Consider the following 18,623-nt stretch of genomic DNA (forward strand, 5'->3'; position numbering starts at 1 on the left):
AAGGAGCGATATAGAAATGGGTAAATATTTCGGTACGGACGGAGTACGAGGTGTGGCAAATAGTGAACTAACACCAGAAATAGCGTTTAAGCTAGGAAGATATGGTGGTTTCGTCCTAACAAAAGACCACGACAGACCAAAGGTATTAATCGGACGAGATACTCGTATTTCCGGACATATGCTGGAAGGAGCGCTTGTAGCAGGATTGCTTTCCATTGGTGCAGAAGTAATGCGCTTAGGTGTTATCTCTACACCAGGTGTATCCTATTTAACTAAGGCATTAGGAGCACAGGCGGGAGTAATGATTTCTGCATCGCATAACCCGGTCGCAGATAATGGGATTAAATTTTTTGGTCCTGATGGTTTTAAACTATCGGATGAGCAAGAGTTAGAAATTGAAGCACTGATTGATCAAGCAGAAGATACGTTACCTAGACCAACGGGTGCAGATCTTGGTCAGGTTGATGACTATTTTGAAGGTGGTCAAAAGTATCTGCAGTTCTTAAAACAAACAGTGGATGAGGAATTTGCAGGCATTCACATTGCATTAGATTGTGCACATGGAGCAACTTCTTCCTTAGCAATGCATTTGTTTGCAGATTTAGATGCGGATATTTCTACAATGGGCGCATCACCGAATGGATTAAATATTAATGATGGCGTAGGTTCTACACACCCTGAGGCACTTTCTAAATTTGTCCTAGAAAAAGAAGCAGATGTTGGGTTAGCCTTTGACGGTGATGGTGATCGTTTGATTGCTATTGATGAAAATGGGGATATCGTGGACGGCGATCAAATTATGTATATATGTGCAAAATACTTAAAAGAAACAGCAAGACTCAAAAACAATACAGTTGTTTCTACTGTCATGAGTAATTTAGGCTTCTATAAAGCACTAGAACAACACGAAATTACGAGCATTCCAACTGCTGTTGGAGACCGTTATGTAGTCGAAGAAATGCGTAATAATGGCTATAACCTTGGTGGAGAACAGTCAGGACATATTATCTTCCTTGACTACAATACAACAGGTGACGGTCTTTTAACTGGGCTGCAATTAGTTAATATTATGAAAGTAACAAAGAAAAAGCTATCGGAGCTTGCAGGAGAAATGAAGAAATTTCCGCAAAAATTAGTGAATATTAGAGTGACAGATAAATTTCATGTAACAGATAATGAAAAAGTAAAAGAAGTAATTGCAAAAGTAGAACAAGATATGAACGGAAATGGAAGAATTTTAGTTCGTCCTTCTGGAACCGAGCCACTTGTACGTGTAATGGCGGAGGCTCCAACAGAGGAATTATGTGAAGCTTATGTGAATGTTATTTCCGAAGTTGTTAAAGAGGAAATGGGTTTACCAGAAGAATAAGCTTAAACACATAAGGAACTCATATTAATATCTATGCAATTAGGAACAAAATTAGCACGATAGAATACATTAATAGGGTGAAAGACATTTCGAAGGAATGTTTTTCACCCTATTAATTTTTCCGCTTTTCGTGTCGGGAATGGATCCTACCTCAGTTAATGAAATAAAAATTTACGATTTTGTCATAGGATTGTATTTGACGGAACGATTCTAGGTAGGGTATGATTAAATTGCTTTTTGAATAAAGCAAACCTGTTGATAAGGAGGATAGGGATTATTATAGGAAATTGAAGCGCCTGGACTAGTAATGGACGACACGAAACTAGTTGACGAGGAGGAGGTTTATCGATTTTTCGGCGGATGCCTCCCGGTTGTATTAGCCAATCGTAAGTCATACTTTAAAACATTAAGGTAACTTAATGCACAAAGAGTAGGGCAAGCTAAAATCATAAGCGTAATCTTTAAGTTGTATTATCTACAGCCTTTGTTTTCATCTGTCTTTAGGCAGTACAAAAGATGCAGTATATTACAGCTTATAACCAAAAAAACAGAGATAAGGGAGCAAGTTTGTTCCCTAAAAGTGACTTCTTGCTCCCTTAGAACGGAGGAAAAGAAGTATGTGCGGAATTGTTGGTTATATTGGAAACCAGGATGCGAAAGAGATTTTATTAAAAGGTTTAGAGAAACTAGAATATAGAGGCTATGACTCAGCTGGTATTGCATTAAGCAATGGAGAGGGAGTTCAAGTTTTTAAAGAAAAAGGACGAATTGCTGACCTACGCAGTATTGTGGACGAAGAAGTATTTGCACCTGCTGGAATTGGTCATACACGCTGGGCAACCCATGGTGTGCCAAGCAGATTAAATGCGCACCCACATAAAAGTGCATCAGAACGCTTTACAATTGTTCATAATGGTGTCATTGAGAACTATGACTTATTAAAGAAAGAATACCTTGCTGATGTTACTTTGAAAAGTGATACAGATACAGAAGTCGTTGTTCAACTTATTGAACATTTTGTAGAAGCCGGAAGCGATGTAAAGGCAGCATTTGTTCAAACACTAAAATTATTAAAAGGGTCTTATGCGTTTGCCTTATTAGATGAGCAAAACAAAGACATGATATATGTAGCAAAAAATAAAAGCCCATTATTGATAGGATTAGGGGAAAGCTTCAATGTTATCGCAAGTGATGCAATGGCTATGCTTCAAGTAACTGATCAATATGTGGAATTAGTAGATAAAGAAATTGTGATCGTGACAAAAGACAAGGTAACCATTGAAACATTAGAGGGAGAGATTATTTCCCGGGAAGCATATACGGCAGAACTAGATGCTAGTGATATTGAAAAAGGAACATATCCTCATTATATGCTAAAAGAAATTGACGAACAGCCAGTAGCTATTCGCAAAATTATTCAGGAATATCAAGACAAAGATGGAAAGTTGACAATTGATCCAGCGATCATTGAAGCGGTGAAAGCTGCCGATCGACTGTACATTGTAGCTGCTGGTACATCTTATCATGCCGGTCTTCTTGGGAAGCAATTTATTGAGAAATTAGCAAAAATCCCTGTAGAGGTTCATGTGGCAAGTGAGTTCGGCTACAATATGCCGCTGCTTTCTGAAAAACCACTGTTCATTTTCATTACACAAAGTGGAGAAACTGCAGATAGCCGTGCTGTGCTTGTGCAAGTGAAGGAAATGGGTTATCCAACTCTAACTATCACAAATGTACCAGGCTCCACATTGTCTCGTGAAGCTGACCACACCTTATTATTGTATGCTGGTCCGGAAATTGCAGTAGCTTCTACTAAAGCTTATACTTCGCAAATGGCTGTATTGTCTATCCTTGCAGAAGTAACAGCAAGAAGCAAAGGCTACCAGATAGATTTTGATCTTATTCATGAATTAGGTATCATTGCCAATGCCATGGAAGGCGTTTTTGAAGATAAAGAAGAGTTAGAGGCTATTGCTCGAGAATATCTGGAAACATCAAGAAATGCTTTCTATATCGGGCGCGGCATTGATTACTATGTTGGCCTTGAAGGTTCTTTAAAGCTAAAAGAAATCTCTTACATCCAAGCAGAAGGATTCGCAGGTGGAGAATTAAAGCATGGAACAATTGCTTTAATTGAAGATGGAACACCTATTATCGCATTAGCAACACAAGAGAGTGTTAACTTAAGCATACGTGGTAACGTGAAAGAGGTAGTAGCTCGCGGAGCAAACCCATGCATCATTTCGATGAAAGGCTTAGAAATGGATGGCGACCGCTACATCGTACCAGCTGTGCACGATCTGTTAACACCCCTTATCTCTGTAGTACCATTACAATTAATTGCTTACTATGCAGCACTTCATAGAGGCTGCGACGTAGATAAACCACGTAACTTGGCTAAGAGTGTTACGGTGGAATAAGTTTGGTTTTAACCTTTTCGGGTAATGTAGATTTAAAAGAAAGATGTATCGTTTATAAGAAAGTCATACCGTTTTACCCCTTTGGATGTAATTGTCTAAAGGGGTGTTTTTATGTCAAAAAGAAAAAGAACATCTAAAGTTGAGAAACGGATAAAAGAAGGCCGTGGATCAGGTATTGGTTCAGAATATAAACCATGGTTAAAAATTCAAGATGTATCAGATCAACTCGTTTAAAAGGAATAAGGACAAATAGGCAACATGAGTTTTTATCAGGTTTAGAACGAAACTACTTTTATATCACTGAATATTCTGATTTAGTACTGGATATTCGTGAACAATTTCCCTTACTTCCACTGTGGAAGAAACAATTGTCATTGCAGATGAGTTAGGTATTAAACATCCTACCAATCCCAAAACGGGAGAACCTATTGTGATGACAACAGACTTTTTTAGTAACGATTAATAATGGACAAAGTATATTTGATGTAGCTCATACAATTAAAATGAAGGATGAATTATTAAAAGAGCGAATACTTGAAAAATTTGAGATTGAACGTGAGTATTGGCATCGAAAAGAAGTTGATTGGGGTATTGTAACAGAAGAAGAAATACATAAAACAAAGGCAAGAAATATCAGTTATATCCACGATTATTATGATATTCGAGATTATGATGTATTGTGAAATGAATGCCCAGTATATTGAAGATTTATCTATTTCTTTAATGCAAAGGCTATTAGGCACTAATGATAGCATCCGTAAAATTACAAATGAATTTGATAAAGACACGCATTTACCTTTTGGAGTAGTTTTGAAATAAAATTCGATAATTTATAATAATGTCTTATAAATAAGTTTGATAATTTGTAAAAAAAATTTGAACAAGTTCCTGGTGTAGATAGGCAAGATATCTTCTTGTTCCACAAACGGGCCATATTGTGGAGTAAAAACAATTTTTATACTGGCTGATTTTAATTAGATTAAAAATGATTCATGTAAATAAGACACCTAGTTTATCTTCTCAGCATATGAAAATAAGCTGGTTTTTTTACAATCCAATGTGAAAATAATATGGAAAACTAACGCAAATGCTCCCCTAAAGTGATATCGATTAATGTAGGAAGCGTCTGTTAAATAATACATCCGATTGTTATTAAGGGATAAGTTTTTAGGTGAAATATTGCGTCTTTTACTCATGCCTCTTTCAAGAATAAATTTTATACTAATCCTGTAAATAACATGAAAGGGGCAATGGACATGAAAGCATTATTAACGGCCAAAGATGTAATAAAGGTTTATAACAAAAATCAGGTAGCAGGACTTAATAAAGTATCCCTTGATATTGAATCGGGTGAATTTATTGGGATTATGGGGGTCTCAGGTTCGGGAAAAACAACATTACTAAACATTTTATCGACTATTGATAGGCCAACAAGTGGAGATATTGTAATTAATGGGGTAAACATCAATAAATTAAATGAAAAGGAGGCGGCTGATTTTAGAAAAAGCAATTTAGGTTTTATTTTTCAAGAGTATTATTTATTAGATAGTTTAACCGTTAAGGAAAATATCTCAGTTCCTCTTACATTATTAAAAAAATCCCCAAACGAAATTGAAATGTCTATAAATAGTTTAGCAGAGCGTTTCGGAATAAAAGGACAGCTATCTAAGTACCCAAATCAACTTTCAGGTGGACAAAAACAAAGGGTAGCTGCAGCAAGGGCTATTATAAAACAGCCTTCCATTCTGTTTGCAGATGAACCAACGGGTGCATTAGATTCCAAATCTGCAACAGCCTTATTACACAAGTTAAGAGAAGTGAATGAGGAGCTTCAAACCACTATCTTAATGGTGACGCACGATGCCTATACTGCTAGTTTTTCAAGTAGAATCCTTATGTTTAGGGATGGAAATATTATTAAGGAAATAAGAAGAGATGATCGAACTAGAAAAGAGTTCCTTGAAGGTATTCTAAAAGAAGTCACAAGCATTGAAGTTTCCAACGAATAGGAGTTGATATCCATGGGTCTATTAACAATAGCATATAAGAACTTAAAAAAGAACTTTTCCTTTTATTCTCTTTACTTTGTTTCGGTTGCCTTTGTATTAATGGTATTTTTCTCCTTCATCTCTTTTGCCATGAATGATATTATTATGGAGAAAATATCATCCGATGGTAGAGTGGAAACTATGTCAAAAACAGTGGCAGGTTTTGTTATGGCCTTCGTAGTATTTTATATGTCCTATTCAAACACTTTCTTTTTGAAACGACGAACGAAAGAACTTGGGATCTATTCTCTATTAGGATACAGAAAATCGAGTATGTTAAAGTTGTTAACCATTGAAAATGTAGTAATTTGTTTATTCTCGTTGCTTACAGGGATCATATTTGGGGCCATTCTTCACCATGGTATTATTAAGGTAATTGTTAGGGGATTAAAATTGCAAATTGAGACATCTACAATCCCATTATTTAACTATGGCGCGATTCTCTTTACTGTAATATTTGTATTGGCTGTTTTGATTGTATTGTATTTGTCAAATTGGTTTGTCCTTCGGAATAGCTCTGTCTTAAATTTGGTTCGCATGGAAAAGCGCGAAGAAAAGAAAATAAAAGTCAGAATGAGTCTATCTATTGTAGGGTTGTTATTCATGGTTATTGGGTACATATTAGCATTTGACATTACTAGAGGGGTAGAATCTTTATGGAAAACGATAGGATTTTCTCCAATGGCACTTTTAGCTATGTTAACAGTAGTAATAGGAACCATCTTTTTTATCCATTCCTTTTTACCTTTTTCGATTCATAAATTAGAACAAAGGAAAAACTGGCTATATAAGGAAATGAATATTATTGTCCTGCCAAATTTCAAATATAAAATTCGAACAAAGTCAAAGACTCTAATCTTATTGACTCTATTAGCTGCTGGTACACTTTCTCTTTTCGCTTCTACTGTGCTTTCTGTTTATTATCCTGTAGCAGCCACGGAACGGATAATCCCATCAGCTATAGAATTTCCGGTAGAAGATAAAGATACGGCTAGTAAAGCTATTGAAATAGTGAAGGGAACGAATAATGTTGAAAATATGAAATATAATGAAACAACAATTATACAAGCAATGTCCTCTTCAGCCATTTTACCTTCTGAATATAAGGTTAAGGATGCATCTGGATTTGATTTGATTTCTGAATCAGATTATAGAAAGATTATAGAGCTTCAAAACAAAGCTACAAAAATTAAAACGTTAAAAGATGATGAGGCAATTTTAGTAAAGTATCGGCCAGAGGAAGGCGACCCTGATAAAGGGAATGTCTATACCTTAAATTTGTCAGCTAGTGATAACGTAACAGTAAGTGTCAAAGAGACAACGTTACTAAATCCAATTGGATTTGCGAATAGCATGGCTACATTAATCATTTCAGATACGCTTTATCAAGAAATAAAGACATTTGGTCTTCCTGAAAAAACGATAATGAGTATTGATGGACAAAATATGAGAGATAACAAAGAGGTTTATGAAAATCTAGTACCACTTTTTAAAGATAACCCTTATTTTGCGAGCAGTTATCAAAGAAATAAAGACATTACACAAGCGAATAGTTCTACATTTTTACTTATTGCCTTCGTTACCATTATCTTTTTTGTTGCAACGGGGAGTATACTTCACTTCCATAATATTTCTAGTATAATGGCGGATAAAGATGACTTTATGATATTAAATCGAATGGGTTATAATAATAAAATGATGAAGAAAATAATTAACAAACAAATTTTGGCTTTGTTTAGCATACCATATGTTTTAGGTGTAACACACAGTATCTTTGCTATAATAGCCTACAAGTCAGCTCTAATGGATGATTTGCTAGGAAGAAATAGTGCCTTTATAATTCCTGTATTGATAGCGGTAATTATTTTTACAATTGTTTATATTATTTATTATGTAGTAACAAAAAGAGCGTGTTATAAAGTTATTTTTACAAATTAGATTTATCAAAAAAGCTGATGGACAGTGGATTGTCTATCAGCTTTTCTTAAAAATAGATTGTATAATAATGTTAGAAAGTGAATAGAGGTAATAAGATTAATGAAAAAGTTCTATGAGAAAAAACAATTTTTTATTTTGCTGAATCAAATTCTAGTTATCTTGTATTTATGTTATCAGTATAAAATGAACAACTTTGCTGGAACCGAAAATTTAATTCCATTAATCATTATATCTTTGATTATTATTGATGCAGCGTACATTAGTTACAAAAACATAAAAGGGAATAGTACACTATCACGATTTACAAACTTATTAATTTTGGTAGCATGGCAATTTCTATTTTCTTTAGATGGAAGTAACACTTTTTATACATTAATACGTTACTTAGTGTTGTAATCCTATATAAATCGATTCAATTTTTGCTCATCTTCTTTTTTCAAGATACTACCTATACATATAAACAGATAATAGACTGGATTTTAATGATTATATGTCTGTTGCCGTTACTATCTTTATTTATAAATGAAAGGCTGTTTGCCGCATTATTTTTGCTTCAGTGGATTCTAGGTTTTGGCTGTATTACATTTCTATTTTCAAAGCATCGAAAACGAATTTCCTTTGTCTTCATTAGTGAAAAAAAACATTTTCTTAAAACGGGCTTCATTATTTTTTTCTCATTTATTGGATACGTAATAATATTTGCAGACAAACCAGAATACCTTAGTAACTTTGGGTGGTATGTCATAATTATTTTCCCTTTATTTAGTGTTCATTCAATTGCTTTTAAAAACACCTATAGTGTAGGAGCATATATTCCAATTAAGAAAGCAAATATCTTTGTGATGTGCTTATTAGCACTTATAAGTATTTTCTTGCTTGGATTGTTATTTCGATTTAATATAATAAGTTATTTTATCATTATATACATGATTCTTTTGTTTGTATTACTTCGACTCATATTAATTTATAAAGAGTTGCAAAGCACTATTTTGGAAAAAGATAATTACAAAGTAGCACGTGATAATTTTTATGCTCATAATTTGATGCAAGTAAAGAGAGAGGAGGAACTAAAAAGTAATGTATCCAATTATTTACACGATGAAATTTTACAAGATATATTATCCATTAAAAACATGATTAATAAATCGGACAAAGAAGAAGTTCGAACAATCATTTTTGAAACGCTAGATAATCTAAATCTATCAATACGAAATCAAATGCAAGAATTCCATCCTACTTTATTAAAATCACTCACCTTAAAAGAAAATTATGGTTATCTATTGAAAACATTAGAGCAGAATTATGGCAAAGGAGAAATAGAGATAATTTTCAACTGTATGAATGGCTTATTTTTGGTTGATCCCTATCATCTTGTTGTTTATCGGATTTTAAAAGAACTAGTGACAAACGCAATAAGGCATTCTCAATGTTCAAAGATAACGGTAACATTGAAACAGGAAAATGAAAAAGTAGAACTAATAGTATCGGATGATGGTACAGGCTCAAAGGAAAAGGTATATGGTAAAGTTGGCTCTCCATATCATAAAGGACTTAACTCTATCAATGAACAATTATTTTTATTAAATGGTAAAATGACTATTTTGGATAACGAACCTAATGGTTTATATATCTGTGTTCAAATTTACATGAAGGGAGATGATTCTTATCAATATTTTATTAATCGATGATCATGTTTTATTTGCAAAGAGTTTAAAGATTGCCTTTGAGGATTATGATCAAATAAATCAATTTTCTATAATACAAGACGTCGATCATATTATGTCAGTAATAGAAAATCTCATGCCTGACATTATTTTAATGGATATTAATTTAGGCAATATTAGCAATGAAGATGGTCTAGAGCTAGCAAAGTACATTATTAGTAACGGATATAAAACTAATATAGTAATGTTGACAGGTTATGATCTCCCCGTTTATCGACATGAAGCAAAAAAGATTGGGGTAAATGGCTTTATTAATAAAAATATAATGCCAAATAAATTATTGGAAATACTAATTGATATTCAGAATGGTACTTACTATTTTCCAGAGTCTCCGGATTTTGTCGAAGAATTGACTGATAGTGAAAAACAAATTTTACAATTACTAGCCAACGGGTATAAGCGTAAAGAAATTGCTTCTATTGTTTTTGCTAGCGAACGTACAGTTTCAAATCATATTCAACATATATTTGACAAGTTAAATGTATCATCTTCATTAGAAGCTGTTACTAAAGGAATTAGATTTGGCTATATTCAACCTAATTATAAAGAATAGTATTTAACGTTCTTTTAATAAACAACCAAATAAAAACTCTTTTGGTATTCAATAAATCAGTTAATAGAAGCAGAGCATTCCTCAACAATCGAGCGCGATTGTTGAAGATCAGTAGTAGAAAATGATTAAACTTTTTATAAAAATTGTACAGTGCTTCACAAAGAATTAACCCGTTTTGAACAAATTTTTTTCAAAACGGGTTCTTTTTATTTAACTTTTATTATAAAAGGTGGAATGAGAATGTTTCCTAAATATAATTCCCAAAAACATAGCCTATTAGAATCGATAGTTTGCTTTACTGATATTTTAGGGTTTTCTAGCTTAATGATGTTATCCCTTACTTCCTTTTGCAGGTGATCCCTTTGCCAAATATTTTTCTAGCTTTGATCTTGTTGCTGGTAGAGGCATGTAAATCATCACTCTCATATCAGGATCATTGGGGACTTGCAGGGTAATATGATCGAACTCAAGGTGTCCCATGTGGGGATGTTCCACTTCTTTAAATCCTTCAAGAGAGCCGGGCGTTTCATGCTGCAGCCATAGACGGACAAATTCAGGACTTATTCGTTTAAGATCTTCTATTAATTCGGCAAACGACGAATCTTCAACGTATCGGGCTGATGCCGTGTGGAATTCCGCAATCATTCCCATAGCCTTTTGGTCGAAATTTTTGAAGTGTCCCCTCCATACCGGGTCCGTGAAAAACCGCCAGATTAAATTGAATTCATGAGGCGGTGTTCCCAAGGAAATAGAGAAAATTTCATTTGCAGCATCATTCCAGGCTACAAAATCCCAGCGCCTTCCCAGAATATATGCAGGATTCGGAGTAAGGTCATCCAGCATCCTTTGAAATGTTGCCCCGATACTTTCTTTATGAGGAGACAAATAAGGAGGAAGTGATTCTCCTGCAAGAAAAAAAAGATGGCGTCGTTCAAGGATTGTACATTTGGGAACTCATAATAAGTCCGAAAAAACCAGTGCCTTTTCTAACTGACACTGGTTTCTGTTTTTTTTATTTATCTTGGTAAGCTAAACGTAGCAGATTTTCCTTTGAATTGGTCTTTGCCATCTGTACCGACAAATGGACCAAATCTCATATCAAACTTCTTATATATTTCAAATTCATCTTTTCTAAGTAGGAAAACATGCAGTTTTTCACCTTTTTGTCCCGCAGCAATCTCCCTTTGTTCACGAGGTTCCACCATACCCTGACTTAACACTTTCGCACGATTGTCATCAATATTAAGAGTAGTTTTTAGATTCGATATGTCAACAGGTTCTGATGTTTGATTATCAACATTCAATTTGACAGTCACAGCCACAATCCCATTATCACCAAAATTTCTAAAGCGTTCTTTATTGGCTTCTGTTGGAATCACTTCAGTATATTGTACACCTTCAAGGGTAATTTTCACTTTATCTATCTCTTTGGTATCATTAATTCCAGATTTTTCAAAAATCATTTTTTTGTCAGCCATATTATCAGTCGTTAAACGATCTTGATAAAATTGGGGTTGTTCAGCTGTTTGTTTTGCTTGTTCATCGCTATAAATAAAATCATAAGCCGGCGATTGCTGCATGTTACTATTTTTAGCTTGGTCATTATCAGCTAAACCGCCTTCAATTATATATTTTGGTTTTACTGTTTTTAATTTTTCAAATTCAGCATCTGATAATCTGAAACTCATTAAGCCAGTTACCTTCTCGCCAGCTTCATATAAAGTAATCTTTTCTTTATTCTTTTTGATTTTATTAATCTGCTGATCTTCAGGTACAAGAGTTTTCCAGTCAGACGGAATATAATCATACTCATTGCTTAGCTGGATCTTATGATTATTATTATAATACATTGGTTTATCGGTTCCATTTTCAATGGTAACTTTAGTCGTTACTACGTATCCATTATTCTGGCCATCAAAACGCAACTTAGAATCTTCGTTCATGTCTGTTACTTTAACAATTTGGTATTCGTTAACGGATACTTTGAAACCATTAATATCATTTAAAAATCCAGGTTCTTTATTGGTATAAACAACTTCAACATTTCCTTCTGTTTCTTCTGCAATACTTGGATTCAATACCTCACCTGATTTAGTATCTGATTCTTCTGCTTTTTCATTCGTTTTCCCTTTATTACTTGTTTCCTCTGTTTTAGCCTTTGAATCATTCTCTTTTGGTGATTCAGAAGCTTTTTCTTCATTTCCGCAAGCCGCCAACAATAACATTGCTGCAGAAAGGATTGATACCGATAATACTTTCGTTTTTTTCACATTTACACCCCTTCTTTTTATGTAGACCATAATTATTATAAAGGAAAATAGATAAGAATTCCTTTAATATTACAAAAATGGTATATTTTATCTAGTTTTGAAGAAGACTTTATCCCTAATTTCAATAACTTTTGTAGTATGAAACTTTCTAAAAGATTATTGATAGAGAAATGGATGAATGAGCGACGAAAAGCAATTTAAAGCATAGGTTGGTCAACCTGCTTTCGCAAGAAACTGATAAAAAGAAGCTAGATTTCGATTTGGCCGTCTTTGATGAAAGAATCAGGAGCATATTTGAGCCGCGTATCGGCATCCATTATACTTGAGGAGATGGAAGGAACTTATAGAAAGACTGCTATCCGTCTATCCAGTAGAAAGCTAACAGATATCGGGAGGAGAATTGCTTACCATGACACAATTTGAGGCATTTAGTTTACTTAGGGAAATAGCAAAAAAGCCAGTACTGGCGCAAATTGGCGGATTTCGTCCGGAGGAAGCGAGGATGAGTTGGTTTGGCGGGCATTTTTATATTGATAAGGAAGCGGGATGGCCTCATGACAAAGATGGTCCCATGATTCCCGTATTGCAAGCGTATGTGCCTGAAATACCTGGTGGGATCGATGGTGTGGGAGAGGCAAGTTTGATCCAGCTATTTCTTAACAGGAAACAGCTTCCAATCTATCCTGTTAAGAACGGAGAAGGCTGGCTACTCATCGAGCATCAGTCGGTGGAAGAGCTGCAATTAATGGAAACACCGGAAGAAGCAAGAGGTCTGAGGGAATTTCAGATTCGGTGGCACAAGGCTGATAGCGATGATTACCCATGCTGGGAAGAGGCTTGGGATTATGTTGACTTGACGGAAGTGAACGAGGATGAAGATGCGAGCGATCAGTTCTTCGATGAATTCGGCAGTTATCCGCAAACGAAAATAGGAGGATACGCATCCTATATCCAGTCACCGGTTTCCTTAGAAGATTGTCAGTATATCATGCAGATCGGAAGCGAGGAAAAGCCGAGATTTATGGTGGGTGACAACGGGACGATTTACTTGTTCAGGTCTCGTTCGACTGGTGAATGGCATATGCATTGGGATTGTTATTGAGACTTTGACGGTCAGATAAGATAAACTGGCGCTAAAAAGCAGGTTTTTCTACCCATGCCCGTCAGCATGAAATAATTTAAGCTGTTTCCGGACTCGCAAATGGTAAAATTATGTTAGGGTTAAGCCAGCGGTCGGTGGAGTCGTTTCGTCTTGTCTCTTGGGATTTTGGCGAACCGGGACAGTTTAAGCAACGAGATTCAACAGTTTTCGGTTTAGTAGAGAAGGCAAAACACAATGCTATTTCCTTAAGTTACTTTATTTTAAAGCTGCAGGTAAAATACTTGTATAGACTATCTTGAATAAAGAGACACTATAAAACAACTTCGAAAAGGTACACTTACACAAAGTACTAATTCGAAAGATGTTTTGCATGGGAAAAACTATGTGATACTTATTATTCTAGGTAATATGCACTAAATAAACTATTCATGTCCTTCATATGGGCATACCTCCTTCTTGCGTGAGATAAAGTGGTTGGGAAACCAACTCTTTATCTCACGCAAGAAGGAGGTTTCTTATTACCTCGCTAAAAAGCTTTTCTGGAACTCCCTGCATAGACAGGGGTTTTCGAAAATCATTAATCAAACCCACAAATTTTATTCCAAACCAACAAGATTTGAAACGAAATTAATCAAATTTTATTTCAAAGTTACAAAAGGAAAAATAAAAATACTTGCATTTTAAATCCAATTGAGTTAAATTATTTGATGGGTCAATAATTGATAGGTCAAATAATTTCAAACAATAAAAAGGAGGGAAGTTATTGACAAATTCTTGCTCTAAGGAAGCAATTATTTTATATAAATTATTTTTTATTAATAAAGAAATCAATTCGAAATTTGAAGGGTGTACAGGTGTTAGTCAGTCGCGCCTTGAACTTTTGAGCCATCTTTATCAAGTGGATGAAATGAGCCAAAAAGCGCTTCAAAAAGAGATGAATATTGACAATGCTGCAATCACGCGGCATTTAAAACAACTCGAAGTAAACGGGTTGATTTTAAGACGAAAAAAAACAAGTGACAATAGGATCACGCTTGTGACGCTTACTGATTATGGACGTCAAAAAATTAGTTGCTATCAAGAAGAAAAGAAACGTTTCGTCACTTCCATGCTAAAAGATATTAGTGAAGAGGAACGAGATTTGCTATTTGATATGCTAAATCGTATTCAAAATAACATAAAAGAAATCTAATACGTAAAATTTTAGTAGGACGCCGTTCAAATATGCAGCTAATGCTTGTAGCACGCGAACATGGATACGATACATGCCTAATCGGTAGTTTTTTAGAAAAGGATAAGATTGCATAAATATTTGGCTTAGAAAAGGATCGTTATATACCAGTGATGCTAATTTCAATTGGGAAAGCAGCAGACAGAGGTTATAAATCTGTTCGAATTGTACAGTGGAAGAAAAAAGGGAAAGAAACAAGTCCTGTGGTGGATTGATATACACACTGCGTGTTCATGGATGTTTTAAATTTTCTTTAACATAAAAAGATTCAGAGAAGAGGAGGAGAACGATGATTATTATTCATGCTGAAATGCAAATAGACGCAACAAAACAACAAATTTTTTTAGAAGAGATAGAAACACTAATTCGTGCTTCTAGACAAGAAAGTGGAAATGTTTCTTACAATTTATATAAAGATATAGAAAAGAATCATACATTTACCATGGTTGAAGTATGGCAAGATGAAGCGGCGGTAGCAAGCCATAATACAAGTGAACATTTTACTTCTTTCGTGGCCAAAGCTAGTAACTTTTTAGTGGCACCACTTGCTATAAAAGCATATGATGGACAACCTTTGCAAAGTTAGATAGCTCTAGTGTAAAAATGAGTTACAAGTAGACATCATTTTTTAATTGATTGGCGATTTATAAATGGGAAGATTGTTTATTAGAAAATATTCTGGATAACAATGACATCAGCCGTATTATCCTTGCTCGGTTGAGCGAACAAGGGCGAGACCAAGTCAAGGCTTCCTCGGAAATCTCAGCATAGAAGAAAGCACTGTGTTTAAGAAAGTGCTGTTTGCAGATAAGGAAAAATATTAAAATATACAGGAGTTGTTTGCACATGAAAACTACATTAAAAACAAACGATTTTATGAAAATAATGAAAGAGCGCCGATCCATTCGCAACTATGATCCAACAGTTAAAATCAGCAAAGAAGAGATGACGGAAATATTAGAGGAAGCGACTACAGCTCCATCTTCAGTCAACGCACAGCCATGGCGTTTTCTTATCATCGAAAGCCCAGAATCCAAAGAAAAACTTGCAGCGCTTGCTAAATTTAATCAGTCACAAGTCACCACTTCATCTGCCGTAATCGCAGTATTTGCAGATATGAACAATGCAGACTATTTAGAAGAAATTTATTCAAAAGCCGTTGACCTAGGGTACATGCCACAGGAGGTAAAAGACAGACAAATTGAGGCTTTGAAGGCACATTTTGAACAACTACCGGAGCAAGTAAATCGGGAAACGATCCTAGTTGACGCTGGTCTCGTCTCCATGCAGCTTATGTTGACAGCACGCGCGCACGGATATGAAACAAACCCAATAGGGGGCTATGAAAAAGAAAATATCGCTGAAGCTTTCGGATTGGAAAAGGAGCGCTATGTACCAGTCATGCTTCTGTCCATCGGAAAAGCAGCCGATGAAGGATATGCTTCATACCGTCTCCCTGTCGATAGAATTGCGCAATGGAAATAATATAAATTGATATTAGGAAACAGAAAAGGGGGGATTAGTGAGTGGAAGTACTTACGGCCATTTTAGTTGGGATAGTAGCAATAGAACATTTATTTATTATGATCCTTGAAATGTTTTTTATTGATTCAAAATTGGCAAAACGAGCTTTCAATTTACCGAAGCACTTAGAAAGAGATCGAAATGTAGCCATCATGTTTGCAAATCAAGGTCTATATAATGGGTTTTTAGCAGCTGGTCTCATTTGGGGACTCATACTTGGACTTAATTCAATTGGCTATATGATTCAGTTGTTTTTCATAATTTGTGTGGTGGTGGCAGCCATTTTCGGAGGCTTTACATCCAACAAATCAATTATTGTAAAACAAGGGCTTCCAGCTATTTTAGCACTGGTTACCCTTTTGTCTGTAATGTAGAACCGAAGCTTTTATATTTTATAAAAAAATCTAACAGAGTTATTAAAAGAAAATCCATTTTGAACAATCTTTCTTCAAAATGGATTTTTTGTATTCTTTGATAAATAAAGAGTCCATAAAATGTTTTAATCAATCTTTATTAAAAAGCTACTTTTGTATAAAGTTGCAACGTTTATCCCCCTTTAGTTCTAATAATTGGCAGGGGGTTTTTTAGTGAAGGGAAGAGGTATGCATATTCAAATGGGAGAATGATTGAAGGGAAGTAGCGGGGAAATTTATGTCATAAAATAGTTTCCTGATAACAAATATAGTAAAATAAAGGAAAAAGAAAAGGCGGTTTTTGAATGCAGCGCAACTTTGGAAAGTATGATATACCAGCAAGCCTTCAAAAATTAATGGAATTAGAGAAGGAACTTGGCGATTGTGAATCTTTTTATAATGGGCTTCACTTTTATATTTCATTATCCGACTTTCGCTATTTTAACACACCAAGCGATGTTATTGTATTTGGCCATATTGGAGTAGATGGTATTCATTATGGATTTTTAACAGACTATGGATCGGTTTCTGACCTTGAAGAGGCGCCTATTGTCTGTATATGTCCAATGGAGTTTGAAAAGCCAACCCGTATAATCGCAAAAAATTTGCGTGAATTTTTACGTATCAATTGCACAGATAGTGATTTATTTTATAATTATTTCGCTGATAAAGACAGTTATTTAGTATTCAAGGAACGGGAAGTGGATGATGAACTTCATCCTCAGTCTGAACGACAATTATTAAAGTATATCGATAACTTTTTAGAAAAAAACATTCAAATGCCTATTATAGCTAATCCTTATCGCTATATTCAAACGCTTAGATTGCAGCGACAAAAAATGATAACTATTCAAACCCAGGATGGCATTGGTGTAATTGCTCCATTTCTTGCTAATGAAACGCAGATTCCTTTTAAAATTAATAAAGACGTTGAACCAGACTTAGCAGCTTTAAAAGCATACTTATCTCGTGCACCAATACCATCACAATATGCTGTATTTCGAGATATACAACTTCATCATGTTCTATCAGATGAACCGCTGTTAAAGAAAATTGTGCTGGAATCCATGTATAATATAGGGCTTATCGATGAAGCGAATTGACTATCTTAAAATCTCTTACCAGGTCTAAAAAATGAGCTGGAAAATGTTTCTAAATGAAAGTGTTTGAAGACATATTAACCTAAGAAGTGCTGCAATATCAGCATTTTTTGAATATAAAAACTAGTTAAAGATCAGGAAAAGCATAGTTCGAAAGGTCACTTATCAAAAAAATTTCTAAGTTAACTAAAAACGTCAATATATACGTAACCTAATAAGAGGAGGGAAAATGTGAACGAAAGTATACTTATTATTGAAGATGAAGTAGGATTAATTAAAATGTTGAAACGCTTATTGGACAAAGAAGGATTTCAACAAGTCTATCAGGCTGAATCGGGGGATCAAGCATTAATAAAGGTCAAGGAACACGAGATTGATCTAATATTGCTCGATGTCATGCTGCCTGATATAAGCGGTTTTGAATTGTGTCAACAAATTAGAGAAATATCAGATGTCCCCATTATCTTTTTGACTGCTCGCACTACAGATATTGACAAATTAACCGGATTTTCTATGGGCGGTGATGATTATATAACGAAACCGTTCAATCCTCTTGAAGTCGTTGCTCGAATAAAGGCCATTCTATATCGTCAAAGAAAAAGACTGCCGGAAATGGTTAAGATGTTTCGCACAGAACGGTTTGCATTGTACTATGACCAAGCAAAATTAATTGTAGAGGAAAAAGAAATAAATTGCCCAGCTAAGGAGTTCCAATTACTAAAATTCATGTGCCAACATCCCAATCAGGTTTTTAGTGTAGAACAACTGTATGAAAAAATTTGGGGGGATTATAACATTTTTGGGAAAGAAAATACGGTTATGGTCCATATTAGTCGTCTACGTCAAAAAATTGAAAAAGATCCTAAACATCCGGAGTATTTAATAAATGTTAGGGGATTGGGTTATATGCTGAATCATGGAAACTAAAGGA

Annotated in this window: 17 protein-coding genes and 2 pseudogenes; 17 read left to right on the forward strand and 2 right to left on the reverse strand. The window is 34.7% G+C overall.

All coding sequences use genetic code 11. The features are described from left to right. The first annotated feature begins 16 nt into the window (after positions 1–16). The 8 genes and pseudogenes from glmM (at position 17) to NST77_RS21695 (ending at position 10,052) form a co-directional block, all read left to right on the forward strand. Positions 17–1,369, forward strand: coding sequence for a phosphoglucosamine mutase (gene glmM, locus NST77_RS21660; RefSeq protein ID WP_095331398.1), 1,353 nt, complete (start codon positions 17–19; stop codon positions 1,367–1,369). A gap of 617 nt (positions 1,370–1,986) precedes the next feature. Beyond that, positions 1,987–3,789, forward strand: a complete 1,803-nt coding sequence (gene glmS, locus NST77_RS21665) for a glutamine--fructose-6-phosphate transaminase (isomerizing) (protein WP_095331397.1) — start codon at positions 1,987–1,989, stop codon at positions 3,787–3,789. Positions 3,790–3,900: 111 nt separating this feature from the next. After that, positions 3,901–4,593, forward strand: a pseudogene (locus NST77_RS21670) (TnsA endonuclease N-terminal domain-containing protein); the annotation flags it as partial. A 452-nt stretch (positions 4,594–5,045) separates the two neighbouring features. Next, positions 5,046–5,798, forward strand: a complete 753-nt coding sequence (locus tag NST77_RS21675) for an ABC transporter ATP-binding protein (protein ID WP_341123524.1) — start codon at positions 5,046–5,048, stop codon at positions 5,796–5,798. A 12-nt stretch (positions 5,799–5,810) separates the two neighbouring features. Further along, entirely contained in the window at positions 5,811–7,775 is a 1,965-nt protein-coding gene (locus NST77_RS21680) for an ABC transporter permease (protein WP_341123525.1), read from the forward strand. 99 nt (positions 7,776–7,874) lie between these two features. Then, a complete protein-coding gene (locus tag NST77_RS21685) occupies positions 7,875–8,171 on the forward strand; it encodes a hypothetical protein (RefSeq protein ID WP_341123526.1) in 297 nt (98 codons plus the stop codon). A 101-nt stretch (positions 8,172–8,272) separates the two neighbouring features. After that, positions 8,273–9,463: an ATP-binding protein gene (locus NST77_RS21690; protein ID WP_341123527.1), complete on the forward strand. Its 1,191-nt coding sequence runs from the start codon at positions 8,273–8,275 to the stop codon at positions 9,461–9,463. Beyond that, entirely contained in the window at positions 9,432–10,052 is a 621-nt protein-coding gene (locus NST77_RS21695) for a response regulator transcription factor (RefSeq protein ID WP_341123528.1), read from the forward strand. The genes NST77_RS21690 and NST77_RS21695 overlap by 32 nt, the downstream gene beginning before the upstream one ends. A 330-nt stretch (positions 10,053–10,382) precedes the next feature. Here the strand turns inward: NST77_RS21695 and NST77_RS21700 are convergent, their stop codons facing one another. Then, entirely contained in the window at positions 10,383–10,937 is a 555-nt protein-coding gene (locus NST77_RS21700; protein ID WP_341123529.1) for an MmyB family transcriptional regulator, read from the reverse strand. Between the two features lie 131 nt (positions 10,938–11,068). Then, a complete protein-coding gene (locus NST77_RS21705; RefSeq protein ID WP_163185840.1) occupies positions 11,069–12,322 on the reverse strand; it encodes a DUF5068 domain-containing protein in 1,254 nt (417 codons plus the stop codon). Between the two features lie 273 nt (positions 12,323–12,595). On the opposite strand from NST77_RS21705, the gene NST77_RS21710 reads away from it, so the two are divergent. The 9 genes and pseudogenes from NST77_RS21710 to NST77_RS21750 all read left to right on the forward strand — a co-directional run bounded on the left by NST77_RS21710 (position 12,596) and on the right by NST77_RS21750 (position 18,619). Further along, positions 12,596–12,745 carry a hypothetical protein gene (locus NST77_RS21710; protein ID WP_341123530.1) on the forward strand — a complete coding sequence of 50 codons (150 nt, stop codon included), beginning with the start codon at positions 12,596–12,598 and terminating at the stop codon, positions 12,743–12,745. Beyond that, the gene (locus NST77_RS21715) at positions 12,732–13,424 is read left to right on the forward strand and encodes a DUF1963 domain-containing protein (RefSeq protein ID WP_123258707.1); all 693 of its coding nucleotides are present in this window, start codon (positions 12,732–12,734) and stop codon (positions 13,422–13,424) included. The genes NST77_RS21710 and NST77_RS21715 overlap by 14 nt, the downstream gene beginning before the upstream one ends. 763 nt (positions 13,425–14,187) lie before the next feature. Beyond that, positions 14,188–14,616 (forward strand): MarR family winged helix-turn-helix transcriptional regulator, encoded by a 429-nt coding sequence (locus NST77_RS21720; protein ID WP_047943954.1) that lies wholly within the window; start codon positions 14,188–14,190, stop codon positions 14,614–14,616. A gap of 32 nt (positions 14,617–14,648) precedes the next feature. Then, positions 14,649–14,870: pseudogene (locus tag NST77_RS21725) on the forward strand (nitroreductase family protein); the annotation flags it as partial. Positions 14,871–14,944: 74 nt separating this feature from the next. Then, positions 14,945–15,241, forward strand: a complete 297-nt coding sequence (locus NST77_RS21730; protein ID WP_123258709.1) for a putative quinol monooxygenase — start codon at positions 14,945–14,947, stop codon at positions 15,239–15,241. Between the two features lie 260 nt (positions 15,242–15,501). Then, positions 15,502–16,140: a nitroreductase family protein gene (locus NST77_RS21735; RefSeq protein WP_095331352.1), complete on the forward strand. Its 639-nt coding sequence runs from the start codon at positions 15,502–15,504 to the stop codon at positions 16,138–16,140. A 41-nt stretch (positions 16,141–16,181) separates the two neighbouring features. Beyond that, complete coding sequence (locus NST77_RS21740; RefSeq protein ID WP_341123532.1) at positions 16,182–16,553, forward strand: DUF1304 domain-containing protein; 372 nt, start codon at positions 16,182–16,184, stop codon at positions 16,551–16,553. A gap of 344 nt (positions 16,554–16,897) precedes the next feature. Next, the gene (locus tag NST77_RS21745) at positions 16,898–17,695 is read left to right on the forward strand and encodes a hypothetical protein (protein ID WP_341123533.1); all 798 of its coding nucleotides are present in this window, start codon (positions 16,898–16,900) and stop codon (positions 17,693–17,695) included. Positions 17,696–17,923: 228 nt separating this feature from the next. Then, the gene (locus NST77_RS21750; protein WP_163185834.1) at positions 17,924–18,619 is read left to right on the forward strand and encodes a response regulator; all 696 of its coding nucleotides are present in this window, start codon (positions 17,924–17,926) and stop codon (positions 18,617–18,619) included. Positions 18,620–18,623 lie beyond the last annotated feature (4 nt).

The organism is Niallia sp. FSL W8-0177 (assembly GCF_038006285.1).
GTDB lineage: Bacteria > Bacillota > Bacilli > Bacillales > Cytobacillaceae > Niallia > Niallia circulans_A.